General features: G+C 54.5%; 21 protein-coding genes and 1 pseudogene. 9 read left to right on the top strand and 13 right to left on the bottom strand.

From position 1 onward, the window contains the following. Positions 1-15: 15 nt before the first annotated feature. The 4 genes from ABWP27_RS06115 to ABWP27_RS06100 all read right to left on the bottom strand — a co-directional run bounded on the left by ABWP27_RS06115 (position 16) and on the right by ABWP27_RS06100 (position 5,746). The gene (locus ABWP27_RS06115) at positions 16-693 is read right to left on the bottom strand and encodes a YiaD family glycine zipper/OmpA-like lipoprotein (protein ID WP_353154785.1); all 678 of its coding nucleotides are present in this window, start codon (positions 691-693) and stop codon (positions 16-18) included. A gap of 294 nt (positions 694-987) precedes the next feature. Beyond that, on the bottom strand, positions 988-1,299 hold the full coding sequence (locus ABWP27_RS06110) for a BON domain-containing protein (RefSeq protein ID WP_353154782.1): 312 nt from the start codon (positions 1,297-1,299) through the stop codon (positions 988-990). Between the two features lie 373 nt (positions 1,300-1,672). Further along, positions 1,673-3,259 carry a glutamate--cysteine ligase gene (gene gshA, locus ABWP27_RS06105; RefSeq protein ID WP_353154779.1) on the bottom strand — a complete coding sequence of 529 codons (1,587 nt, stop codon included), beginning with the start codon at positions 3,257-3,259 and terminating at the stop codon, positions 1,673-1,675. 195 nt (positions 3,260-3,454) lie between these two features. Next, positions 3,455-5,746, bottom strand: a complete 2,292-nt coding sequence (locus tag ABWP27_RS06100) for a YgiQ family radical SAM protein (RefSeq protein WP_502905319.1) — start codon at positions 5,744-5,746, stop codon at positions 3,455-3,457. A 303-nt stretch (positions 5,747-6,049) separates the two neighbouring features. Here ABWP27_RS06100 and ABWP27_RS06095 point away from each other — a divergent pair, with 303 nt between their 5' ends. The 3 genes from ABWP27_RS06095 to ABWP27_RS06085 all read left to right on the top strand — a co-directional run bounded on the left by ABWP27_RS06095 (position 6,050) and on the right by ABWP27_RS06085 (position 9,855). Then, positions 6,050-6,703: a hypothetical protein gene (locus tag ABWP27_RS06095; RefSeq protein WP_353154776.1), complete on the top strand. Its 654-nt coding sequence runs from the start codon at positions 6,050-6,052 to the stop codon at positions 6,701-6,703. Positions 6,704-6,889: 186 nt separating this feature from the next. After that, positions 6,890-7,603 (top strand): rRNA pseudouridine synthase, encoded by a 714-nt coding sequence (locus tag ABWP27_RS06090; RefSeq protein WP_353154773.1) that lies wholly within the window; start codon positions 6,890-6,892, stop codon positions 7,601-7,603. 539 nt (positions 7,604-8,142) lie between these two features. After that, the gene (locus tag ABWP27_RS06085; RefSeq protein ID WP_353154770.1) at positions 8,143-9,855 is read left to right on the top strand and encodes a methyl-accepting chemotaxis protein; all 1,713 of its coding nucleotides are present in this window, start codon (positions 8,143-8,145) and stop codon (positions 9,853-9,855) included. A gap of 136 nt (positions 9,856-9,991) precedes the next feature. Here ABWP27_RS06085 and fghA read toward each other — a convergent pair whose 3' ends face one another. From fghA to minC, 5 genes are all read right to left on the bottom strand, one after another. Further along, positions 9,992-10,834 (bottom strand): S-formylglutathione hydrolase, encoded by an 843-nt coding sequence (gene fghA, locus ABWP27_RS06080; RefSeq protein ID WP_353154767.1) that lies wholly within the window; start codon positions 10,832-10,834, stop codon positions 9,992-9,994. Between the two features lie 15 nt (positions 10,835-10,849). Next, a complete protein-coding gene (locus tag ABWP27_RS06075; protein WP_353154764.1) occupies positions 10,850-11,956 on the bottom strand; it encodes an S-(hydroxymethyl)glutathione dehydrogenase/class III alcohol dehydrogenase in 1,107 nt (368 codons plus the stop codon). 148 nt (positions 11,957-12,104) lie between these two features. Next, complete coding sequence (gene minE, locus ABWP27_RS06070; protein WP_353154761.1) at positions 12,105-12,356, bottom strand: cell division topological specificity factor MinE; 252 nt, start codon at positions 12,354-12,356, stop codon at positions 12,105-12,107. A gap of 2 nt (positions 12,357-12,358) precedes the next feature. After that, positions 12,359-13,174, bottom strand: a complete 816-nt coding sequence (gene minD, locus ABWP27_RS06065) for a septum site-determining protein MinD (protein WP_353154758.1) — start codon at positions 13,172-13,174, stop codon at positions 12,359-12,361. 29 nt (positions 13,175-13,203) lie between these two features. Continuing rightward, complete coding sequence (gene minC / locus ABWP27_RS06060) at positions 13,204-14,019, bottom strand: septum site-determining protein MinC (RefSeq protein WP_353154755.1); 816 nt, start codon at positions 14,017-14,019, stop codon at positions 13,204-13,206. A gap of 245 nt (positions 14,020-14,264) precedes the next feature. Between minC and ABWP27_RS06055 the strand changes: the two genes are divergently transcribed. The 3 genes from ABWP27_RS06055 (at position 14,265) to ABWP27_RS06045 (ending at position 16,792) form a co-directional block, all read left to right on the top strand. After that, the gene (locus tag ABWP27_RS06055) at positions 14,265-15,167 is read left to right on the top strand and encodes a recombination-associated protein RdgC (protein ID WP_353154752.1); all 903 of its coding nucleotides are present in this window, start codon (positions 14,265-14,267) and stop codon (positions 15,165-15,167) included. 160 nt (positions 15,168-15,327) lie between these two features. Next, a complete protein-coding gene (locus tag ABWP27_RS06050; protein ID WP_353154749.1) occupies positions 15,328-15,780 on the top strand; it encodes a DUF2721 domain-containing protein in 453 nt (150 codons plus the stop codon). A 301-nt stretch (positions 15,781-16,081) separates the two neighbouring features. After that, entirely contained in the window at positions 16,082-16,792 is a 711-nt protein-coding gene (locus ABWP27_RS06045; protein WP_353154746.1) for a carbonic anhydrase family protein, read from the top strand. A 77-nt stretch (positions 16,793-16,869) separates the two neighbouring features. Here ABWP27_RS06045 and ABWP27_RS06040 read toward each other — a convergent pair whose 3' ends face one another. Next, positions 16,870-17,142 (bottom strand): oxidative damage protection protein, encoded by a 273-nt coding sequence (locus ABWP27_RS06040; RefSeq protein ID WP_011870593.1) that lies wholly within the window; start codon positions 17,140-17,142, stop codon positions 16,870-16,872. A 100-nt stretch (positions 17,143-17,242) separates the two neighbouring features. Further along, complete coding sequence (gene argA, locus ABWP27_RS06035) at positions 17,243-18,553, bottom strand: amino-acid N-acetyltransferase (protein ID WP_353154742.1); 1,311 nt, start codon at positions 18,551-18,553, stop codon at positions 17,243-17,245. Positions 18,554-18,638: 85 nt separating this feature from the next. On the opposite strand from argA, the gene hrpA reads away from it, so the two are divergent. The 3 genes from hrpA (at position 18,639) to ABWP27_RS06020 (ending at position 23,969) form a co-directional block, all read left to right on the top strand. Then, the gene (gene hrpA, locus ABWP27_RS06030) at positions 18,639-22,691 is read left to right on the top strand and encodes an ATP-dependent RNA helicase HrpA (RefSeq protein WP_353154739.1); all 4,053 of its coding nucleotides are present in this window, start codon (positions 18,639-18,641) and stop codon (positions 22,689-22,691) included. A gap of 90 nt (positions 22,692-22,781) precedes the next feature. Further along, on the top strand, positions 22,782-23,348 hold the full coding sequence (gene dcd / locus ABWP27_RS06025) for a dCTP deaminase (protein ID WP_353154736.1): 567 nt from the start codon (positions 22,782-22,784) through the stop codon (positions 23,346-23,348). Positions 23,349-23,582: 234 nt separating this feature from the next. Further along, complete coding sequence (locus ABWP27_RS06020; RefSeq protein ID WP_353154733.1) at positions 23,583-23,969, top strand: DUF3597 domain-containing protein; 387 nt, start codon at positions 23,583-23,585, stop codon at positions 23,967-23,969. Between the two features lie 97 nt (positions 23,970-24,066). Here ABWP27_RS06020 and ABWP27_RS06015 read toward each other — a convergent pair whose 3' ends face one another. Continuing rightward, positions 24,067-24,648, bottom strand: a complete 582-nt coding sequence (locus ABWP27_RS06015) for a TMEM175 family protein (protein ID WP_353154788.1) — start codon at positions 24,646-24,648, stop codon at positions 24,067-24,069. 128 nt (positions 24,649-24,776) lie between these two features. Then, positions 24,777-24,961 (bottom strand): annotated as a pseudogene (locus tag ABWP27_RS06010) (transaldolase); the annotation flags it as partial.

Raw genomic sequence — 24,961 nt, 5'->3', positions numbered from 1 at the left:
CGTTTTACAGCAAAATTAATATCGTTGCTGTTGCTGTTGCGGCTGCTGAGCTTGCTGCTCCGCCACGTAGATTTCAACGCGGCGATTGCGTGCGCGGCCGGCTTCGTTGGCGTTGCTGGCGATCGGTTCGCGGCTGCCGCGACCATCTACATGAATACGTTGTGGCGCCACGCCACGGCCTGCCAGATAGTCACGCGTGCGCGAGGCGCGATCGAATGACAGCGGGTTGTTGATGGCATCGCTGCCGGTGCTATCCGTGTGGCCGATGATCGTGACGGTAGCCGCAGGATTGTCTACCAGGCCGGTAGCAAAGCGATCCAGGATAGGGCGGAAGCTGGAATTGATATCCGAGCGGCCGGTCGCAAACGAAATATCGCTGGGGATATCCAGTTTCAAACGGTTATCGGCAGTCTGGGTAACCTGGACGCCGGTGCCTTGGGTGGCCTGCTCCATTGCGCGTTTCTGGTTTTCCATTCTGCTCGACCAGACATTGCCGGCGACTGCGCCGAGTATGCCGCCTACTGCAGCGCCGCCCGCGATGTTTTTCGAGCCGCCACCCACGCCGCCGATCAAAGCGCCCAAGCCTGCGCCTATGCCGGCACCTTGTGCGGTACCGCGTTCTGTTTCAGACATATTGGCGCAGCCGGAGAGGGCCAATACGGCGGCAAGACTGCCGATCATTAATGTGCGCATGACGGTTTCCTTATGAGAATTTATTTAAATGATGCGTTCACTACCGATTGGAGCATCTGATGCTATTCACAATCAATCGGACAAACGCAATAGTTGGATTGCGGCATGGCACTTTGGTGCCCGGCGCAGCAATTTATTTGTTGCAGGTAAATATAACGCAGTCAGCGTGAATGCGTTGACGCAGGAAAAAATCAGCGCATTTGTTAACAATCGTTTTGTTATTGCCCTCGATTTCGTGTGCGGGAAGGCAATAACAGCCGGAGAAATCACCGTGGCGATTTCTCCGGCTGGTGTTTATTTTGAACGCAAATCGTTTTTCACCGCTTGTACGCCTTTGACGCCACGCGCCACTGCGCCGGCTTTGGCGATATCCTGTTTTTCGCTGACAAAGCCGCTCAGCTGCACTGTGCCCTTAAAGGTTTCCACATTGATTTCAGTGGATTTCAAACCAGGTTCATTCAAGATCGCCGCTTTTACCTTGGTGGTGATGAGGCTGTCGTCGATATATTCGGCTGTCCCTTCTCTTTTATCCGTTGATGCGCAACCAACGACTGTGGTCAGCATCATGGCGGCGAACAATGCGGTGATCCATTTTGATTTATTCATCATTTTCTCCAGTTGATTTATCTTTGCAGCAGGCGATACTCGTTTGAGTGGCGCTGCGTACTATCTGAATGCTGCAACTCCATACAAGGCATGAAGTCAGCTGCCGACGTTTCGCATAGCAGCAAGGCGCGTCGATGGAGCAAGATTACCGAGATGCAATGGGGACGGTCTGTACGCTAACGAACACAGTTCCTTAATGCGGTTTTCAGGAAAAATATTTATGAGTATCAACATTCTTGATGCCGATCTGCCGTTGTAGTGAGGGGTCGTCACTACTGTCGCGTCTCGCACGTAATCAGGAATGAATGCCGGAGAGCATGAAAAAAGCCTGCATATCCAGTCAGATATGCAGGCTTTTTGCGTGCGGAAAAAATCAGTCACACAGTTGCTGTGGCGTTCTTGTGCTGTAGGCAAGAACGAAAGCATCGAAATCTCCGCTCTGCGTGCGTTCCATCTCCGCCTGCTCGGCAATGGAGTTCTGCGCCAGCGTATTGAAATACGCATTTTCTTCCGTGCTCAATGGACGTGCACGGAAGTATTGGGCATGCGCAATGCTCTGGCGCAGGCCGAATTGCTCGAACGATTTATCTGTCGTTTGCAGTTCCGCCAGCACCCGTGCGGAAGGCGTCAACTCAGGATGCAGCAGTTTTTCTTTTTGCGTGGCGAGTGCACGCGCATGCTGTTCATCTTTGCTGGTGGCGTCCAGTACATTGGCGACTGCCTGGATTTTCTCCAGCAGTTCCAGGCCCCAATCCTGCAATGCGATCGGTGCTCCATCGCGTTGCAGGAGCAAGCCGGGGCTGCGTCCTTCCTTGACGGTACGTGCGAAATTTTCCGTTTTCTCGCGATTGCTGGCTTCATCCGTGAACGGACTTTCATCCAGCGCACAGAACAGCAGGAAGGCGTCGAGGAAGCGTGAGGTTTCGAGACTGATGCCGAGAGGCTCGAACGGGTCGATATCCATGCAGCGCACTTCGATGTATTGCACGCCGCGCGCGCATAGCGCCTCGACCGGCCGTTCGCCGCTGTTGATCACGCGTTTGGGGCGTATCGTGGCGTAATACTCGTTTTCGATTTGCAGCAGATTGGTATTGAGCTGTATCCATTCGCCATCGCGCCGGGTGCCGATCGCCTCGTAGGCAGGATAGGGCTGCCGCACCGCGCGCGACAGGCTGCGCATATAACTTTCCAGATCGTTATACGGTGGCATCAAGCCGGCTTGCGCATTGTTCTGATAACCGAGATCGCTCATGCGCAAACTGGTCGCATAAGGCAGGTACAGCGTATCGTCGGATAGTGTTTCCAGTTGGTGCTGACGGCCGCGCAGAAAATGCGTAGCCAGCGCCGGCGATGCGCCGAACAGATACATCAGCAGCCAGCTGTAACGCTGGAAATTGCGTATCAGTGCAATATAGCTTTCGGATTGGTAGGTCTTGTCGTCTGACGCACTGTTTTCGTCTTTCTTCAATACGCGCCACAAATCTTCCGACAGCGAATAGTTATAGTGCAGGCCGGCGATGCATTGCATGGCCTTGCCGTAGCGTAGTGCAAGGCCGCGCCGGTAGACGTGCTTGATCATGCCGATATGCGAGTTGCCATACCAGGCGATGGGAATATCTGCCTCATCCGGCAAGATGCACGGCATGGACTGACTCCACAATAATTCATGCTCCAGTTTGGCATTGGTGAAACGATGAATGCGATCCAGCTCGTCCAGTGCGGTAGCGACATCATGTTCTGCAGGAGTGATGAACTCCAGCAGGGATTCGGAGTAATCGGTGGTGATTTGCGGATTGGTTAATGCGGAGCCGAGCGCAGGCGGATGCGGATCGATGGCGAGACGCCCCTGCATATCGACGCGCAGGGTTTCCCGTTCTATGCCTCGGCGTCCCTGACCCAGCAAGCTGCGATGTGCATCGCTTGCCACTAGCGCGAGTCGGCGCGTGAATAAATTGCTCAATTGGTGATCCTCTATCGATATTCCGCCTGATCAAGCGCGGTAACTTTGGCGGAAGAATAACCGAAAATAGACAATCAGGTAGGGTGACAGGATTTTTTACAGCTGCGAATAAAAAGATGAATGAATTTTGCTATCCAATGATCTGGATCAAAATATCAAAGTACAGGCAGCTACAAAACGGACGAGCCGCAACGTTTATTTGCGGCCGCCTTTTGCTGTAATTGGCATACCTTTGCGTGCAGGTTTTGCAGCAACGATGACGCGACCAGTCGTACTGCGCGCAACCGGTGTACGTTGAACTGCAGCGCCTGGGCGAGGTTTGTTCTGGCCGAATTTCTTGGCCAGCTGATTTGGTCCCGGCGTTTCGCGACGGCGTTCGGCAATTGCCAGGCTGCGGTTGCCGGCATCATGACGTGGAACAAGATGATGTTCGCCACTGCCGATCAAATCACTGCGCCCCATGCGCTGCAAGCCTTCTCGCAGCATTTCCCAGTTGTCCGGATCGTGATAGCGCAGGAAGGCCTTGTGCAGTTTGCGAATTTTGCCGGTGCGTACGGTCTCGACTGCTTCCGAATCTTCCGTCACTTTGCGCAGGGGATTCTTGCGTGTGTGATACATCGTCGTTGCCAGTGCCATCGGCGTCGGCATGAAGGTTTGCACCTGATCGAGGCGGAAATTATTTTTCTTCAGCCACAGAGCTAGGTTCAACATGTCTTCATCGGTGGTGCCTGGATGCGCCGCGATGAAGTAGGGGATCAGGTACTGTTCCTTGCCGGCTTCCTTCGAATACTTCTCGAACAGTTCCTTGAACTTGTCGTAAGCACCCATGCCCGGCTTCATCATCTTTGACAACGGGCCTTCTTCCGAATGCTCAGGCGCGATCTTCAGCAGACCGCCGATGTGATGCGTGACCAGTTCTTTCACGTATTCCGGCGAACGTACTGCCAGGTCGTAACGCAGGCCGGAACTGACGAGGATTTTTTTGATGCCGGGAATCGCGCGTGCCTTGCGATACAGCTGGATCAGCTTGCTGTGATCGGTGCCGAGATTCGAGCAGATGCTTGGATAGACGCAGGACAGGCGACGGCATGATTCCTCGATGCGCTTGTCCTTGCATGCCAGGCGATACATGTTCGCGGTCGGGCCGCCCAGATCGGAAATGGTGCCGGTAAAACCTTTGGTCTTGTCGCGTATCAGTTCGATTTCGCGCAGGATGGATGGTTCGGAACGGCTCTGGATGATGCGGCCTTCATGTTCGGTGATCGAGCAGAAGGTGCAGCCGCCGAAGCAGCCGCGCATGATGTTGACCGAGAAACGAATCATTTCCCACGCAGGAATGTTTGCCTTGCCGTAGCTTGGATGCGGTGCGCGTGCATAGTTCATGTCGTAGACGCCATCCATTTCATCCATCGCCAGCGGCAGCGGCGGCGGATTGAGCCAGACGTCGCGTTCGCCGTGTGCCTGCACCAGAGCGCGTGCATTGCCGGGATTGGATTCCAGATGGAATACGCGCGATGCATGCGCATACAAAACCGGATCGTCCTTGATCACCTCATAGGAGGGCAGGCGCACGACGGTCTTGTTGCGCACTTCCTTCTCGGCTTCGCGACGTTCTTCGCGGCTCATGATCTTGATGACTTTGACGGCGGGTTCGACGGGTGCTGCTACGACTGTTGAATCAGCATCGTCGGTTTTGCAGCCTTCCGTATTTTTCATCTTCATTTCATACGGATCGGGATGCGCTTCCACTTTGCCTGGCGTATCGACACGCGTGGAGTTCGCCTCCACCCATTCCGGTGTCGGTTTCCAGCCCGATGGCACCATGAAGGCCGTGCCGCGCAGGTCGCGTATGGACGAGATAGGTTCGCCTGCCGCGACGCGATGCGTCAGATCGACCAGTGCACGCTCTGCATTACCGAAGATCAGGATGTCTGCCTTGGAATCCGGCAGCACCGAACGGCGCACCTTGTCCGACCAGTAATCGTAATGTGCGATACGACGCAGGCTGGCCTCGATGCTGCCGATGACGACATTGACGCCGGGATAGGCTTCACGCACACGCTGCGAATAGACGGTCAGCGCGCGATCCGGGCGCTTGTTGGCTTCGCCGTGCGGCGTGTATGCATCGTCGGAGCGAATTTTTCGATCGGCCGTATAACGGTTGACCATCGAATCCATATTGCCGGCCGTGATGCCGAAATACAGATTCGGTTTGCCGAGTGCGCGGAACGGTTCGGCTGACAGCCAATCCGGCTGGCTGATAATGCCGACGCGGAATCCCTGCGATTCCAGCAATCGTCCGATCAGCGCCATGCCAAAGCTTGGGTGATCGATGTAGGCATCGCCGGTCACCAGAATCACATCGCAGCTATCCCAGCCGAGCGTATCCATCTCGGCACGTGACATCGGCAGGAAAGGTGCCACCGTCTTGCCCTTGGGCGAACGTTTGACGGCATACGAAAACAGATTTTTTGGCTGAGTGCTCATGGAATGCAATATCGGAAATGACGTGGCCGGAAGGGGCTGTCATGTCGCCGTTGGCGAAGAAGGCCACAGTATGACAGCTTTGGCCGATGGCGACGATAGCGGGCTTGCGATAAGCCTGATTCACTTTTCTGAACGTGAAATAAAGTTGTCTTAAAAGAAAACAATTGTTAACGGAATGTAAACAATACTCAGCTTTTTCATTTTCGCGCCGATATACCTAATACGATCGTGGCAAGTTCATCAATGATGTTGTCAATGCGATCATTTTTCAGGATCAGCTTGATATACAAATAAGGATCTATCATGACCACCATTGCAAACAACATCGCAAACAGCGCGCCACGCCCTGCCACGATACCTGCCGCTGCCGCATCCACTCGCGAAAATCAGCCGCGCCAAACCGAAAAAAACGACGCCCCGCCTGGTGACAAGGTAACGCTGGGCGAGCAGGCAACGGATGCTGCCACTTACCCGAACCCGCGTACTAATATTGCGCAAACGCGCACGGATATCGCGACCCTGCTGGAAGAGTCCAATCGCAAGGTACAGGAAATCATCAATCTGATCCTGCCTTTGATCGAGCAGCAAGGGTTGGATATCGCCAAAGTAGTCAGTGGCGAACAAAAACTGACTGCCGATGCGGCCTCTATAGAAAAAGCCAAGGCTGCGATTGCCGAAGATGGTGAAATGGGTGTGCGCCAGGTTGCCGAACGCATCCTGAATTTTGCCAAGGCTTCCATCGGTGACGATCCTGCGAAACTGGCGGCAGTGCGTGCAGCAGTTGAAAAAGGCTTCAAGCAGGCGACGGAAATGCTGGGTGGAAAACTGCCTGAAATCAGCCAGCAAACATACGCAGCCGTGATGGCCCAGTTCGATCAATGGGAAAGCGAAGGCATTCCTTCCGGGAACGTGAGCCTGGCACCGAAAGCCGCTGCAGTCGACAGCAAGGCCGCCTAAGCCAGTAGGCCAGGTCTGGTGCGCAAGCTGATGTGCGCACCAAGCTGTACTGCATAAATCAGATATTTATCTGCAGAGGCGAGGCCGCACTCTGTCATTCGTGAAGATGTGCGACGCAGGCGCTAAAACGCTTGCGATAGATGTGCGGCAGGCTGACAATACCCATCTTTTTCAGATTGCCAGCACATGACCGATTCCATACGCCTCGCCAAGCGCGTCGCCGACGCTGTGCCCTGTTCGCGTCGCGAAGCCGAACAATATATTGAAGGCGGCTGGGTGACGGTGGACGGCGTGGTGATTGAAGAGCCCGGTCACCGCGTTTCCGCACAGCAGGCGATTCAGCTTTCCCCCGATGCGACTCTGGTCGCGATCACCCCCGTCACTATCCTGTTGCACAAGCCGGCCGGCCTCGATGCAGATGCCGCCTTGCGACTGATCACGCCGGAAAACCTGTATGCGGAAGATCGTTCCGGCATACGCTTTCTGAAAAAACATACCAGCGAATTGAAGCCTGCCGATGTGCTGGAAACATACGCCAGCGGCCTCATGGTTTTCACGCAGGATTGGCATGTCGCGCGCAAATTGGTCGATGATGCGGCAACGGTAGAACAGGAATACATTGCGGAAGTCAGCGGCGATTTGATACCGAATGGTTTGGCATTGCTGAATCATGGTTTGAATTTCAATGGCAAGCCTTTACCACCGATCAAGGTCAGCTGGCAAAACGAAACGCGCTTGCGCTTTGCACTGAAAGCCGGGCAGCGCGGGCAGATTGCGCACATGTGCGAAATGGTGGGTTTGAAGCTGCTCAATCTGAAACGCATCCGTATTGCACGCATACCGATGGCGAGCTTGCCAGCCGGGCAATGGCGTTATCTGAAAGGTTATGAACGGTTCTAATGCATCCGCTGCAGAGGCACTTCAATCTGGCGGGTTCATGCCTTGCGCCTGATTCCCTTTTGTCAATGTATGGTTTCATTGATCTGTTTATTTGGATAAATCGGGTGTAAAGTTCCGGCCAGCAACATTGCTCCCTCTTATTTATTGCTCATCTTCGATGAATAAAAAGATGGATATAAATAGCCCGACGGATAGCGATACGCTGTAAAAAATAGAACAAGAGACACTGAAGACGCAAGCTGCAAGCGTTCAACGATGATTGCTGAAAGGCGGATTCGCCGGTTTTTTGTCAACCTGCACGATGAAGCAAATGCATGTCTTCAAGCTTTTTTTAAATCCCTGTTTATTTTTTCGATTTATCGCTCATTCACCGTCAAGCTTGTGTATTAGTAGCCGTTATATGACAAACGTATGACAGCTTTTGCGATGTCAGTTTTATTTTCAGAATGTCGCTTGCATGATGGACACTCTGATGAAATAGCAACAATGCTTGAGTATAAAAAAACAATTTTGGAGAAAACACCGTGCGCATCGCAAATATGAAAATAGGTACTCGTCTGGGGCTGGGATTCGGTTTGATCCTGTTGTTGGTCGCGGCTATGGGTGCCACCGGCATCATGCGTCTGGAAAACATCAACGGTGCGAGCCGTCACCTGGTGGATGATTCGCTGGGTATGCAAAAATCAGCACAAAACTGGTTGCTGGGAACCAGCGTCAACGCGTCGCGTACTTTGGCATTGGTGAAGGCATCGAATCCGGAAGCGCAGGAATTCTTCCAGAAAGCGATTACCGCACAGAGCAAACAGATTACCGAGATTCAAAAAAGTATTGAAGATCGCATCAATAGCGACAAGGAAAAAGAGCTGTTTGCCGAAGTAGCCAAAAAACGTAGTACTTACATTGATATCCGCAAGTCGATTCTTGCGGTCAAGGCCAGCGGCGATATCACTGAAGCCAATCAGATGATCGACACAAAAATGGTGCCGGCACTGGATGCTTACGTTGATAGCGTAAAAGACGTGCTTGGCTACTATGAAAACGAAGTCAAACTGGCAGACGAATCGATCACTGCCGATTACGTGTCCGGCCGGATGACACTGATCATAGGCGCTGTGATCGCGATTCTGCTGGGTGCGCTCATCGCATGGCGCCTGACAGTGGGCATCACACGTCCTTTGCATGAAGCCCTGAAAGTGGCCGAATCGGTAGCGGAAGGCGATCTGACAGCGCGCAGCGATATGGCGGCAACGCAGGATGAACCAGGACTGCTGCTCAGCGCATTGGGTCGCATGCAGGCAAACCTGGTGCGCACAGTTTCACAGATTCGCCTTGGCACCGATACGATTGCAACTGCATCGAGCGAAATTGCCAGCGGCAACCTGGATCTGTCCTCGCGTACCGAACAGCAGGCCAGTTCGCTGGAAGAAACCGCTTCCTCGATGGAAGAACTGACATCGACCGTGAAACAGAATGCCGATAACTCGCGTCAGGCAAATCAGCTGGCGGTGGCAGCTTCGACGGTTGCAGTGAAGGGCGGTGCGGTGGTGTCGCAAGTGGTCGATACCATGGGTGCCATCAACAACTCGGCGAAGAAAATTGTCGACATCATTGGCGTCATCGACGGCATCGCATTCCAGACCAACATTCTGGCCTTGAATGCTGCTGTTGAAGCAGCACGTGCCGGCGAGCAGGGTCGCGGCTTTGCGGTGGTGGCAACGGAAGTGCGCAATCTGGCGCAACGTTCGGCTGCCGCGGCAAAAGAGATCAAGGCCTTGATCGGCGATTCAGTTGAGAAGGTCGATGCAGGCAGCAAATTGGTGGCAGAAGCCGGTACCACGATGGATGAAATCGTCGATGGCGTCAAACGCGTCGCCGACATCATGGCCGAGATTACCGCTGCCAGCCAGGAGCAAAGCGACGGTATCGAGCAGGTCAATCAGGCTGTCAGCCAGATGGATCAGGTTACGCAGCAGAATGCTGCACTGGTGGAAGAAGCCGCCGCCGCCGCAGAATCCCTGCAGGATCAGGCCAAGAATCTGGCAGAAGCTGTCAGTGTGTTCCGCGTTGGCAGTGGCTATGCGGTAACACAGTCAGCTGCGCCGCGTACCGTGCAATCGACCGCCATGCACAAACCGATTGCTGCGCCGGTTAAAAAATCTTCGTCATCCTCATCGCTGGCAGTGACGGAATCGAAGAAAGCTGCAGCGCCTAAAGCACCTGCAGCTGGCGGCGATGAATGGGAAGAGTTTTAAAGTTTGAAGAAGGCTTATCCGCAACACGCGGATAACAAAAAGGGATTTCGCAGGGAGGCGAGTAAATCGCCTTGTTGCAGAATCCCTTTTTATTTGTCTGCAGCACTTTGAATGCTGCAGATTCGGCCCATCGTAGTTACTGATTCAGGATGGCGCTGTGAAACGCGATGTGATCCTGCATGAAGGTTGAAATGAAATAGTAATTATGATCGTAGCCGGAATGACGGCGCAGCGTCAGCGGCTGATCTGCCGCCCAGCATGCTGCTTCAAACTGATGCGGTTTCAACTGTTCATCCAGGAATTGATCGTCCAGACCTTGATCGATCAGGATGCCTTGCGGGAATGGGGTCTTGCGCGTACGCATCAACGCGCTTGCATCGTGCTGCAACCAGTTTGACTGATCAGGCCCCAGATAAGCCGAAAACGCTTTTTGTCCCCACGGTACTTCAGTCGGTGCCGTGATCGGCGCGAAAGCGGATACCGATTTGTAAATCTCCGGATATTTCAATGAGAGCGTCAATGCGCCGTGGCCGCCCATCGAATGCCCGAATACGCCGATACGATCAGCGCGTGCAGGGAAATTGTTGATGATGATGTTGCGTAATTCCTGCACGACATAGGATTCCATGCGGAAGCAGGCCGACCATGGTTCCTGCGTGGCATCGATATAAAAACCTGCGCCGTGGCCGAAGTCCCAGCTTTCTCCCGCACCCTTGATGCCGGTGCGGCGCGGGCTGGTATCCATGGTGACCAGCATGATGCCGTGTTCAGCAGCATAGCGTTGTGCGCCGCCCTTGATCATGAAGGTTTCGTCGGTACAGGTCAGACCGGCCAGATAAAACAGCACCGGTACTTTGTGCAGTTTCGCTTGTGGCGGTTCATAGACTGAAAACGTCATCGGCAAGCTGGTCGATGTCGATTCGTGTTTGTAAAAGCTTTGAATACCGTTAAAGCATTTATGCTGACTGATGAGTTCCACTTCTTCCCCGCAAATTTAGTAAATCACAACCGAACGGATTGATTCGCCGCTCTTCATCAAATCGAAACCTTCATTGATCCGTTCCAGTGGCAATGTATGCGTGATCAGATCGTCGATGTTGAGCTTGCCTTCCATATACCAGTCGACAATTTTCGGTACGTCGGTACGGCCGCGCGCGCCGCCGAAGGCGGAGCCTTTCCATTCGCGGCCGGTGACCAGCTGGAATGGGCGGGTGCTGATTTCTGCGCCGGCTTCGGCCACGCCGATCACGATAGACTGGCCCCAGCCCTTGTGACAGCATTCCAGTGCCTGGCGCATCGTGTGCACATTGCCTATGCACTCAAAGCTGTAGTCAGCGCCGCCGTCGGTCAGTTGGACGATGGCATCGACCACGTTTTCAACCTTGCTCGGATTGATGAAGTGCGTCATGCCGAACTTGCGTGCCATCGCTTCGCGTGCCGGATTCAAATCGACGCCGATGATCTTGTCGGCACCGACCATCTTCGCAGCTTGAATCACGTTGAGGCCGATACCGCCGAGACCGAACACGACCACGTTTGCACCAGCTTCCACTTTTGCAGTAAACAACACTGCGCCGACGCCGGTCGTGACGCCGCAACCGATGTAGCAAACCTTGTCGAACGGTGCATCTTCACGAATTTTTGCCAGTGCGATTTCCGGCACCACGATGTAGTTGGAGAACGTGGATGTGCCCATGTAGTGAAACAGCGGCTTGCCGTCAATCGAGAAACGGCTGGTCGCATCCGGCATCAGGCCACGGCCCTGCGTAGAACGGATTTTCTGGCACAGATTGGTTTTGCGCGACAGGCAGAATTTGCATTCGCGGCATTCCGGCGTGTACAGCGGAATGACGTGATCGTCTTTCTTCAGGCTTTTGACGCCCGGGCCGACTTCGACGACGACACCGGCGCCTTCATGGCCGAGGATGGCAGGGAAGATTCCTTCGGGATCGGCACCGGAGAGTGTGTAGTAATCGGTATGGCAGATGCCGGTGGCCTTGATCTCGACCAGCACTTCGCCTTCGCGCGGTGCGCCCAATTCGACTTCTTCGATGGTCAGCGGTTGTCCTGCTTTCCAGGCGACGGCGGCTTTGGTTTTCATGAGTGTTCCTGAAAAAAATGAGCGATGTGAAATGATACGGTATCTTGCAGCGCGTGATGCATATGCGCTTTTACAGCAGGGAGCGGCAGTTCCCGAATCACGCGGGGCGTGTGCCGGGAACTGCGCAGGGATGTATCAGCGGAAGATTTTACGCATCCGGCAGCACCACATTGACATCCAGTACTTCCAGATTGCCCTGGCTGTTCAGTGAAATTTTGATGTCATCCGGATTGACCTTCACGTATTTCGAAATCACGGCGATCAATTCCTGATGCAGGGCAGGCAGGAAGTCGGGGCCTGCGCGACCATTGCGTTCGCGCGCAATGATGATTTGCAGGCGCTCCTTGGCGGCGGATGCGGTTTTTGGTTTCGTGTTGAACAGAAATGACAGAAGCGCCATGATTACTTACTCCCAAAAATTCTTTGCAGGAAACCTGGCTTTTCGTAGTCGGTAAAGCGCAGTGGAACTTCTTCGCCAAGAAAGCGCGATACGACATCCTTGTACGCTTCTGATACTTCGCTACCTTCAATATGAATCGCCGGATTGCCGGCGTTTGATGCATGCAATACCGATTCCGATTCCGGGATGATGCCGACCAGCGGAATGCGCAGGATTTCCTGCACATCGGTGTGAGACAGCATTTCACCTGCTTCGACGCGTTTCGGCACGTAGCGGGTGATCAGCAAATGTTCCTTGACCGGTTCGCCGCCGTTTTGTGCACGGCGCGATTTTGCCTGGATGATGCCGAGGATGCGATCCGAATCGCGTACCGAAGACACTTCCGGATTGGTGACGATGATCGCTTCATCGGCAAAAGTCAGCGCCATCACGGCGCCGTGTTCGATACCGGCCGGCGAATCGCAGATGATGAAATCGAAATCCATGGCGGCCAGATCCTGCAGCACGCGTTCGACACCGTCTTCCGATAACGCATCCTTGTCGCGCGTTTGCGAAGCCGGCAGGACGAACAGATTGTCGCAATGCTTGTCCTTGATCAGCGCCTGATTCAGCGTGGCTTCCTTGTTGACGACATTGATCAGGTCGTACACCACGCGGCGTTCGCAACCCATGATCAGATCGAGGTTGCGCAGGCCGACATCGAAATCGATGATGACGGTTTTGTGTCCGCGCAGCGCCAGACCGGAGCCAAAGCTTGCGCTCGAAGTGGTTTTGCCGACGCCGCCTTTACCCGACGTTACAACGATGATTTTTGCCAAAGGAAACCCCTTTCGTTAAATAATTGAATTTATGCCGCTGCCTTGATAGGCAGCATGTCGATACGATTGCCTACCAGCCGGACTTGCGTGGCTTGCTGTTTGCGGTCTGCCGGAAAGCCATCCTCAAACGTGCGATACATGCCGGCGATCGAGACCAGTTCTGCTTCCATGCTTAAAGTAAAAATGCGTGCTTCGATATTGCCGCTGGCGCCAGCCAGTGCACGGCCGCGCAAGGGCGCATAGATGTGTATGCTGCCGTCGGCGATGACTTCGGCGCCGTTGTTGACGGCAGCTGTAATGATCAGATCGGCGCCGCGCGCATAGATGCGCTGGCCGGCCCGCACCGGCGTATCGACGATCATGGTGTTGGCGGCAAATTGCGCGGGTGCCGCAGCGTGAGCTGCTTGCTGTGCCGCCTGCTGTACTGCCGGCGCTATTTCCACCGCAACGTCGGCACTGTCGAGTTCTATTTCAGCCTGCACCGGTGCCGATGCTTTTATCTCTGCCGCTGGCGCAGGCACCTTGAGCGGGCCGTCCAGGCTCAGGCCATGCGCGAGGATATCGGCTTCCATCTCCGGCGTGGCATTGCGCACGGCAACGGCGTTCAGGCGATATGCCTTCAGCAGCGTGGTGATGGCATGCCAGTCTATCGCTGGATGGGTTGCTGCGAGTGCGCCGATATCGATGACGGTGAACTCATCTTCGAAAAAATCAACATTGCCGCCGGTCATTTCCTGCATGGCGGCGTCGAGTACGCCCAGATCGACTTCGCGCAAAATTGCGGAGACGGCGACAACGGTGGAAATCTTGATTTCAATCGGTTTGCGAGATGAGCTTTTGGACATGGAAACGGTAGTTGATGATGCTGGATTGCCTTGAAATTTTCTAGCCAATTTCTAAAGGGTAACTTTGTTCCGGGAACACAGTGCCTGCAGAGATTGCGTGCTGGGTATTATACCTGCTGCCGCGCAGGCTACAGTGCTGTTTGCCACTACAAATGTAACGGTCTGCGCGGCACGTTGCGTGAATTTTATATGCAGTTCTGCATGAGGGCGCGTGTAGAATAGCCCCTTTTTTTTCGGGACTAGCCATGTGGTTCAAGAATCTTCAGATATACCGTCTTCCTGCGCCATGGGCCATTACTGCCGAACAGCTGGAAACCGATCTTGCACCGCACGCGTTCCAGCCTTGCAGCAGTCTGGATATGCAAAGCCAGGGTTGGGTATCGCCGCGCGAAAACGGCGCGCTGGTTTATTCTCTGAATAAACAAATCATGCTGCTGCTCGGCACCGAAAAGAAATTGCTGCCGACCACCGTGATCAATCAAGTCACCAAGATCAAGGCTGCCGAAATCGAAGAGCAGCAGGGTTTCAAGCCCGGCCGCAAGCAGATGAAGGAACTCAAGGAAGACGTCACCGACGAGTTGCTGCCGCGCGCCTTCAGCATCTGGCGCCAGACCTGGGTCTGGATCGATCCGGTCAACGGCTGGCTGGTAGTCGATGCCGGCAGCCCGGCAAAAGCCGATGAAGTGATCAAGCTGTTGATCAAATCGGTAGACAAGCTGCCGCTGGATACGCTGCACGTCGTGCAGTCGCCGGTGACGGCGATGACGCAGTGGCTGCTGACGGATGAAGCGCCGAGCGGATTTACCGTCGATCAGGACACCGAGTTGCGCTCCACCGGCGAGGGCAAGGCGACTGTGCGCTATGTGCGTCATACGCTGGAAGCCGAAGATGTGCAGCGTCATATCGCTGCCGGCAAGCAATGCACACGGCTGGCGATGTCCTGGGCCGACAAGATTTCCTTCGTGCTGACTGAGTCGCTGACCATCAAGCGCGTTGCCCCGCTGGATGTCATCAAGGAAAACACCGATACCACGGCACAAAACGATGACGAGCGCTTCGATTCGGATGTGATGCTGATGACCGGCGAGCTGGGCCGCATGCTGGCCGATCTGGTGCAGGCTCTGGGTGGCGAACAGCCTAAAAAATAAGCACGCGGGCCGACGTAATTCCGGATGATTTTCAGGCTGGGGAAGTTTTCCCCGGGCATGTATATTGCTGTGCAATACGCGTATGATGACGCAATCGGCTCTAGGCAACGCAGGCCCGATTGTTATATATTTTATTTCGTGTTTACTCTCTAGAAAAGCTATGGAAATTCAAGTCGGCGATATTGGCCACATCATTCAATTGTCGGTGGCTCCCGTGTTCCTGCTGACCGGCGTCGGCACCAATCTGATGGTGCTGACCAATCGTCTGGGCCGGATTACCGATCGCTCGCGTGTGTTAGAAGAAAAGTTGCGTACCGTTGATCCCATCCATCACCCGGATTTGAAAGCGGAGCTGGTTACCCTGTATCCACGCGCGCACTTGATCAATCGTGCCATTACGCTGAGTACCGCATGTGCGCTGATGGTCAGCCTGGTGATCATTTCGCTTTTTATCGGCGATGCATTGAGCATCGAACTATCCAAATTCATTGCGACATTTTTTGTGTTGGCGATGTTGTGCCTGGTTGGCAGCTTCCTGGTGCTGTTGCGTGAAATTCTGAAGGCGACGACTTCCCTGTATGAACGCAGGATAGAGCCGATAGCGCGTCCCTGAAGCCAGGAGACGGAATCACTTTTCAAAAAAACCGCCGATATTTCGGCGGTTTTTTTATTGCTGGCGCGAATGCACACACATGCTTCCAGATAAATAACATGCTTTTTTGATAATACTGATGTTAATCTGATCGTCTCATTTTTTTGCGGACAATTCGGACATTGGGCCAACCTTCTGTCGTCGAAAAAATCAACTAAAAAACAATACCGCGCTGTTTTGCGCGGCGGGTTCAATCATGGAGCGCTTATCAATGAAACATAATTCTTCTGTATCCGGTGCCTTGCCTCGCAAGGTTTTTCATTTGGCTCGTTCTGCAAGTGTGCTGGTCTTGAGCATGGCCTTGTTCGCCTGCGCACATCAACCATCCGCTACCATCGCAGCCGATCCGGCTGTCATGACCAAGGCGAAATTGACTCAAATGAGTGCAGATCAGGCTTTGCAAGCGCTCAAGGATGGCAACACACGTTTTGTATCCGGGAATGCCATCAAGCGCGACTTGCCGGCGCAGGTGAAGGCAACCGGTCACGATGGCCAGTTTCCACTGGCGAGTATTGTGAGTTGCATCGATTCGCGTTCGGCGCCAGCGCAAGTATTCGATCAAGGCGTGGGCGATTTGTTTGTTGCCAGTGTGGCGGGCAATGTCGTCAATGACGATATTCTCGGCAGCCTGGAATATGCCTCCAAAGTTGTGGGAACCAAACTGATCGTCGTTCTCGGTCATACGCATTGCGGTGGCGTTAAGGGTGCATGCGATGCTGCGGAACTGGGCAATCTGACGCAACTGCTGAACAAGATTCGTCCTGCAGTCAACATGACGCCGGACGTGCATGGCAGTGACCGCTCATCGAAGAATCATCACTTTGTCGATGAAGTCGCAGAGAACAATGTGAAGCTGAATGTCAAAGCAGTGTTGGACAAGAGTCCGGTGTTGCGTGAGATGGCGCAAAAAGGCCAGGTCAAGGTGATTGGTGCAATGCTGGATGTAGAGACTGGGAAAATCCGGTTTTTCTGAAGCCGGGTAATGGATTAAAAAAGCCCGCCTGATTTATCAGACGGGCTTTTTATGATCGTCGCCAAAGACGAGACCTCTTATTCTGTTGGCGGTACGTAACCTTGTGCTGCGTCCGCACCTTCGCCGAAGAAATGTTTTTCCATTTGCGTCGCCAGATACTTGCGTGCACGCACATCGGCCAGATTCAAACGGTTTTCATTGACCAGCATCGTTTGATGCTTGAGCCAGGCTGCCCATGCTTCTTTCGATACGCTTTCGTAAATACGTTTGCCGAGTTCGCCCGGATACGGCGGAAAATCCAGTGCTTCGGCTTCCTTGTCGAGTTTGATGCAGTGAACCATGCGTGTCATGTTGCTATCCTTTGTATTGCCCGCTGTGTAGCTGTTACACAAGCCGGTTGAGTTGATGCCGCCGCTCAGCGATGAGCAACGGCGTATTGAACTGATGCCATTATAGATTTTTTGTGAAAACCAGGGATTTGCGCTGCCAGTTGTACATTTGCTGGCGGTTTTTCGGCAGGTCGTCCACGGTAGCCGGAACGAAGCCGCGCTTGAGGAACCAGTGCGCGGTACGTGTCGTCAGCACAAACAGTTTTTTCAAACCGGCAGCGCGTGCGCGGTTTTCCATATGCTTCAACAGACGTTCGCCGTCGCCTTGCGTTTGTACTTCCGGATTGACGATCAGGCACGCCATCTCTGCCATTTTTTCAGCAGGGAAAGGGTAAAGCGCCGCACAGCCGAAAATCACGCCATCATGCTCGATGACCGAGAAGTAATTGATTTCGCGTTCGATCAGTTCGCGACCGCGCTTGACCAGTGTGCCATCGGCTTCCAGCGGTTCGATCAGCTTCAGAATGCCACCCACATCTTCAATCGTGGCATCGCGCAGGCTTTCCAGATTTTCAAAGGAAACCATGGTGCCGACGCCATCATGCGTAAACAATTCCAGCAAGGCTGAACCGTCGGTGGAAAACGGGATGATGTGCGCGCGCGGGACGCCGCCGTTGCAGGCCTGCACCGCGTGCTGCAGATAAAAAGCCGAATCGGCAGGCACGCAATCGTAATTCAGCACGGCATCGACCTGATGTGAAGACAGTTCGTGGATTTCAGCGCCGGTCTTGTCTATCATCATCGGCGTTTCGGTAATGAAGATCAGCTTGTCGGCACGTAGCGCCTTGGCCGCCGATACCGCCACGTCTTCCATTGTCAGATTGAAGACTTCGCCAGTTGGCGAAAAGCCCAGCGGCGACAGCAGCACCAGGCCGCCGGCAGCCAGAATAGGGTGGATGGCTTCGTAAGCGATCTTGCGCGTCACACCGGTCAATTCCAGATCGACGCCATCGACGATGCCGAGCGGACGTGCGGTAACGAAATTGCCGGAAATGATGCGGATAGCTGCGTGCGCCATCGGCGTGTTCGGCAAGCCTTGGCTGAACGCCGCTTCGATATCGAGACGCAATTCGCCGGCAGCTTCCTTCGCGCATTCCAGCGCCGCCGCATCGGTGATGCGCAAGCCGTTGTGAAAACGCGCTTCCACGTTCCGCAGCGCCAGCTGTTCCTCGACTTGCGGGCGCGAGCCGTACACGATCACGACCTTGATGCCGAGCGCATGCAATAGCGACAAATCCTGCGCCAGCACCGGTAGTGCACCGGCCATGACCAGTTCGCCGGGAAAGGCGACCACAAAGGTTTTGCCGCGGAAGGCGTGAATGTACGGCGCGACCGAGCGCAGCCACTGGACGAATTGTTCAGGATTTTCCATGAGGCACATTATAACCATAGCAACAGGCTTCGATTGCGCGATTCAGGGACGAAATACGACACTGCTCTGTATAATTCCGCTCTACATGTCCGCTCCAGAATCCACCCCAAAAAATCCTGCCGCTACGCAGAATCGTCCCGCTGTTGCCCGTAATCGTCCTGCGCGCGATGGCTCGACTGTCGCCGCGCCGTCCGCTGTTACTGCTGCTGTTACTACATTACGCAATCCGCTGCCCGTCATTACTTTTCCTGAAGAGCTGCCGGTTTCCGGCAAGCGCGAGGATATCGCGCGCGCCATTCAGGCCAATCAGGTTGTGATCGTCAGCGGTGAAACCGGCTCTGGTAAGACCACGCAGTTGCCGAAAATTTGCCTCGAACTCGGGCGTGGACTGAACGGCCTGATCGGTCATACGCAACCGCGCCGGATTGCGGCCTCGTCAACGGCCAAAAGGATTGCGCAGGAAATCGGCTCGCCACTGGGCGAACACGTCGGTTTCAAGGTGCGCTTCAACGATACGCTGACCAAGGGCGCGTGGATCAAGCTGATGACGGACGGTATTTTGCTGGCGGAAACGCAGACCGATCCCTTGCTGCGGCAGTACGACACCATCATCATCGATGAGGCACATGAGCGCAGCCTGAACATCGACTTCCTGCTCGGTTACCTGAAGCAGTTGCTGCCCAAGCGTCCCGACCTGAAAGTCATCATCACCTCGGCGACCATCGACGCGGATCGCTTTGCGCGGCATTTTGGCAAAGGCGACAAGCTGGCGCCGGTGATAGAAGTATCCGGTCGCATGTACCCGGTTGAAGTGCGCTATCGTCCGGTTGAAGCCTTTGACAAGAATGCGGCGGCGCCAAATCCAAACGCAACTTCGGATGCGGCGCAGGCGCGACGCTCGGCGCTGGCGGCCAGGGAGCGCGGTCAGCGTGACCTGATGGATGCGGTCGTCGATGCAGTCGATGAGCTGGCGCGCATAGGTTCGGGCGACGTGCTGGTGTTTCTGCCGGGTGAGCGCGAAATTCGCGATGCTGCCGAAGCCTTGCGCAAGCATCACCCGCCGCATGTGGAAATTCTGCCATTGTTCGCGCGTCTTTCTGCGCAGGAGCAGGAGCGCGTGTTCAAGGTGTCGAATGCGCGCCGCATCGTGCTGGCGACCAACGTCGCGGAAACCTCGCTGACCGTGCCCGGCATACGCTACGTGGTCGATGCGGGTCTGGCACGCGTCAAACGCTACAGCTATCGCAACAAGGTCGAACAGTTGCAGATCGAACCGATTGCGCAATCGGCGGCGAACCAACGCGCCGGTCGTTGCGGTCGCGTCGCTGCCGGTGTCTGTATCCGTCTGTACGACGAACAGGATTATCTGCTGCGGCCGAAATTCACCGAGCCGGAAATCCTGCGTTCGTCGCTGGCCTCCGTTATTTTGCGGATGAAGTCTTTGCATCTCGCGGATGTAGAAACCTTCCCGTTTATCGAGCCGCCATTAGGCCGCGCGATTGCCGACGGCTATCAATTGCTGCAGGAACTGGGTGCAGTCGATGACGAGAATCGTCTTACCAAACTGGGTCGCGAACTGGCACGTCTGCCGCTGGACCCGCGCGTAGGGCGCATGATCCTGGCGGCTAAAGATAACGTTTGCCTGACCGAAGTATTGATTATTGCCGCTGCCTTGTCGGTGCAGGACCCGCGCGATCGTCCAATGGAAGCGCAGGCGGCAGCGGATAATGCGCACAAGAAGTTTGCCGATGAAAAATCGGAATTCCAGAGTTATCTCAAAATCTGGAAATGGTTTGAGGATGCGATCGCACACAAAAAATCGAATCGCCTGTTGCAGGAAGAATGTCGCGCCAGCTTCCTGTCGCAACTGCGTTTGCGTGAATGGCGCGACGTGCATACACAATTGCTGACCATCGTGCGCGAGCAGGGCTGGCGTTTGAATGAAGCACCGGCAACCTACGAGCAATTGCATACGGCGCTGCTGACCGGCTTGCTCGGCAATATCGGCTTCAAGTCAGAAGAGGAGCAGCACTATCTTGGCGCGCGCGCCATCAAGTTCCACATCTGGCCGGGCTCATCGCTGATCAAGAAGGCGGGCAAATGGATCATGGCGGCAGAACTGGTCGATACGACGCGTCTGTATGCGCGCTGCATCGCGCAGATCCAGCCGGAATGGCTGGAGCGTGTGGCAGGCCATCTGCTGAAAAAATCCTACGGCGAGCCGCGCTGGGAAAAGCGCACAGCACAGGTGTCGGCGTACGAACGCGCAACGCTATACGGTCTGGTCGTCTATAGTCAGCGCCGCATTCAGTACGGCTTGATCAATCCATCCGACGCGCGCGAGATATTCATACGCGATGCCCTGGTCGGCGGCGACTTCGATACGCGTGCGCCGTTCTTCGCACACAACAACAAGCTGATACGCGAGATTGAAAACCTCGAACACAAATCGCGTCGCCTCGATGTGCTGGTCGATGATGAATTGATCGCTGCGTTTTACGACAAGCTGATTCCGGCCGATATTCACAACGGCATCAGTTTCGAAAAGTGGCACAAGGACGCGACGGCAAAAGAACCGAAACTGCTGTATCTGAATCGCGACGATCTGATGCGGCACGAAGCCGCCGGCGTCACCACCGAGCTGTTTCCCAAGATGATGAATGTCGCCGGCGTCGAGATGGCGCTGTCCTATCACTTTGAACCCGGTACGCCGCGCGATGGCGTCACGCTGACAGTGCCCTTGTATGCGTTGAATCAGGTTTCAGTCGATCGCTGCGAATGGCTGGTACCCGGCATGCTGAAGGAGAAAGTGCATCTGCTGCTGAAATCGCTGCCGCAAAAACTGCGCCGCCACTGCGTGCCGCTGCCGGATTTCGCCGCCGGTTTCTGCGACCGGATACACGAAGCCCACGCATTCGGCAAAGGCAGTCTGCTGGATGCTGTGATCGCCGATGTGCGTGAGCAAACCGGCATCGCGACCAAGAGCACCGACTACAAGCTGGAAACGCTGCCTGCGCATCAGTTCATGAACTTCAAGATGATTGATGAGCATGGCCGCCAACTGGAGATGGGGCGCAACCTCGCGACCTTGCGCGTAGAATTCGGCGGACAGGCGAGGGAAAGTTTCCAGCGTATTGCAGAGCAGACGGCGATGCCGCTGGCAGGAAGCCTGGTGGGTCAATCGACAGGTACAGGCAAAGCCGTTTCCGCCACCGGCAAAATGCAAACGACGGGCCAAGTCCTTGCAGCACAGTCAGGCACCGTAGCTGCGGGCAAGGCAGTCAATGCGACCACACATCAAAACCTGACCGGCTGGACCTTCGGCGAATTGCCGGAACTGCTGGAAATCCAGCAAGGCAAACAGACGCTGATCGGCTTTCCGGCATTGGTGGATAAAGGTGCGCACTGCGACCTGGAAGTATTCGACGATCCTGCCGAAGCGGCACGCGTGCATCGGATAGGTTTGCGTCGCCTGCTGGCTTTGCAGTTGAAAGAGCAGCTCAAATATCTGGAAAAGAACATTCCCGGTTTGCAGCAGATGGGCATGCAATTCATGGCGCTCGGTTCGCAGGAAGAACTGCGCGAACAGATCATCAATGCCGGACTGGAGCGCGCCTGCCTGCAGGAACCCTTGCCGAAGAATGCAGAGGAATTCAATGCACGCAAGGATGAAGGGAAATCGCGTCTCGGTTTGCTCGTCAACGAAATCGCACGCCTGCTCGGCCTGATCCTGACGGAATACCATGCCTTGCCGAAGAAACTGCAAACCGTGAAAGCACATGCGCAGGCCGTCACTGATATTCAGTCGCAGCTGCAAGGTTTGGTTGGCAAACGTTTTATTGCCGAAACCGACTACAGCAACCTCACGCATTTTCCGCGGTATCTGAAAGCGATCAACGTGCGTATCGATAAACTGCGTGCCGATCCCACGCGCGATGTACGTGCAATGACCGAGTGGCAGCAGGCTGCCGCGCCGTGGCAACGGGCATTGAAGGAGCGTCATGGCGATCCGAAGATGACCGAGTTCCGCTGGCTGCTGGAAGAATTGCGCGTGTCGCTGTTTGCGCAGGAATTGCGTACGCCGATGCCGGTTTCCGCCAAGCGACTGCAAAAAGTCTGGGAAACCATGCAGCGCTGACGCCTTATCCTTGCTTCAAATCATGGAATGGCCATCTATTTCGCGTAAAATTGCGCAAACTCCACAATAACCATCCTTTTCACCGAAAAAATGACGATTAAATCTGACAAATGGATACGCCGCATGGCGCAGGAAACCGGCATGATCGAACCGTTCGAGCCTGGACAGGTGCGTCAGGCGAATGGACAGAAAATCGTTTCCTATGGCACCTCGTCGTATGGCTACGATATTCGCTGTGCCGATGAATTCAAGATATTCACCAACATCAACAGCACTATCGTCGATCCGAAAAACTTCGATGAAAACTCGTTTGTCGATGTCAAAAGCGACGTCTGCATCATCCCGCCGAACTCGTTTGCACTAGCACGCACGATCGAATACTTCCGCATCCCGCGCAATGTGCTGACGATCTGCCTTGGCAAATCGACCTACGCACGCTGCGGCATCATCGTCAACGTGACGCCCTTCGAGCCTGAGTGGGAAGGCTATGTGACGCTGGAGTTTTCCAACACGACGCCGCTACCTGCGAAGATTTACGCAGGCGAGGGCTGTGCGCAGGTATTGTTCTTTGAAAGCGATGAAGTGTGCGAAGTGTCGTACAAGGACAGGGGCGGCAAGTATCAGGGGCAGCATGGCGTGACCTTGCCGAAAGCATGATGATGGTCGTACGATAAGGCAGCATGCGCTTGCCGACGGTACGCCAATCAGGTTGCCGGTGATTGCTCCCAAGCTGTTCGAGTCATCGGGAGAAACTGAAAAGTTTAGAAATCTTTACATTTGAATGTGTGCAAGTCTGTTTAAATAGGACTTCGTCTCATCATACTTACTCATCCTTCAGAGAAGGATGAGTCGAGGATTTTCAACAGCAGTTATCTCTAAAGGAGCCAGACCATGGGTATTCTAAGCACGATTTTCAGCAAGATTTTCCCGTCCTCACACGCCGCTCCGGCACCCACTGAAGCCGCGCCGGCAGCAACGCCAGCTGCTGCCGCCGCTACGCCCGCCGTTGCATCAATTCAGCAGATCGATGTAGAAGTTATTCTGAATGGGATGGCCGCAAAAAATTCGCAAAAGCTGAACTGGAAAACCTCGATCGTCGATCTGATGAAATTGCTTGATCTCGACAGCAGCCTGACTGCACGTAAAACATTGGCGCAAGAGTTGCATTTTTCAGGCGATACCAACGATTCCGCTGCTATGAATATCTGGCTGCACAAACAGGTCATGATCAAGCTGGCAGAAAACGGCGGCAAGGTGCCGGATGCGTTGAAGAGCTAACTAGTATTTTCCCTATGAAAATGCGGATCGTGCTTCACTCTTGTAGTGAAATCCGATCCGCATTTTTCATGCCATCGTCCTTCAGACAGGAGCGCAGTTACTCTCTGCGTTCGAGAACACGCTCTATACGCTTGTCCGGTACCAGCCACATGATAGCCACGAAGACGTACAGGGATATCGATAACCACTCCAGCCAGAATGCAGCCGGAATCGCAATGGCATAAAGGACAGGCGAGAGCTTGCCTTTCCAGTCCTTGCCGACGGCGCGTTTCAACAGCGATTGCGGCCCTTGTGACGCGATAATCAGGCGTTCGAGTATCCAGTAGGCGAGGGCGGACATCAGCAAGACCACGCCGTAAATCGCAGATGGCATCGGCCCGAAATGATTTTCGCCCATCCAGCCTGTGACGAAGGGAATCAGCGACAGCCAGAACAACAGATGCAGATTGGCCCACAGCATGGCCCCTGTGACCTTTTCGCAGGTGTGCAGCATGTGATGGTGGTTGTTCCAGTAGATGCCGAGATAGACAAAGCTGAGAACGTAGCTGAGGAATACCGGGATCAGCGGTTTCAGTGCATCCAGCGTCTCGCCGTGCGGGATTTTCAATTCCAGCACCATGATGGTGATCAGGATGGCAATCACGCCATCGCTGAATGCTTCGACCCGATTTTTCCCCATCATGCCCCCCGTCTGACTAACAGCATTCTTTTTTGCAGAGGACCGGGACAGCCGCTGAAAATGTGCCGCGGTGGATGAGTGCCTGCCAGGAGCGCTCATCCCCAGGAAGTGGGTGAATCCAGCGATGCCTAGCGCAAGGCTTCTATCAATTTATCCAGTTTCACCGCATCCACGCAAAATGCGCGTATGCCTTCCGCCAGTTTTTCCGTCGCCATTGCATCGTCATTGAGCATGCTGCGGAAAGTCTTTTCATCCAGAGTCAGTTTTTCCAGATCGGAATTTTTCGCAGCCTCGGGACTGAGCTTGCGCGTCA

It is taken from the genome of Herminiimonas fonticola (assembly GCF_040395855.1).
Classification (GTDB): Bacteria; Pseudomonadota; Gammaproteobacteria; order Burkholderiales; family Burkholderiaceae_D; genus Oxalicibacterium; species Oxalicibacterium fonticola_A.
Note: the sequence above shows the minus strand (reverse complement) of the source record. Positions and strands in the feature narration are given on the sequence as shown.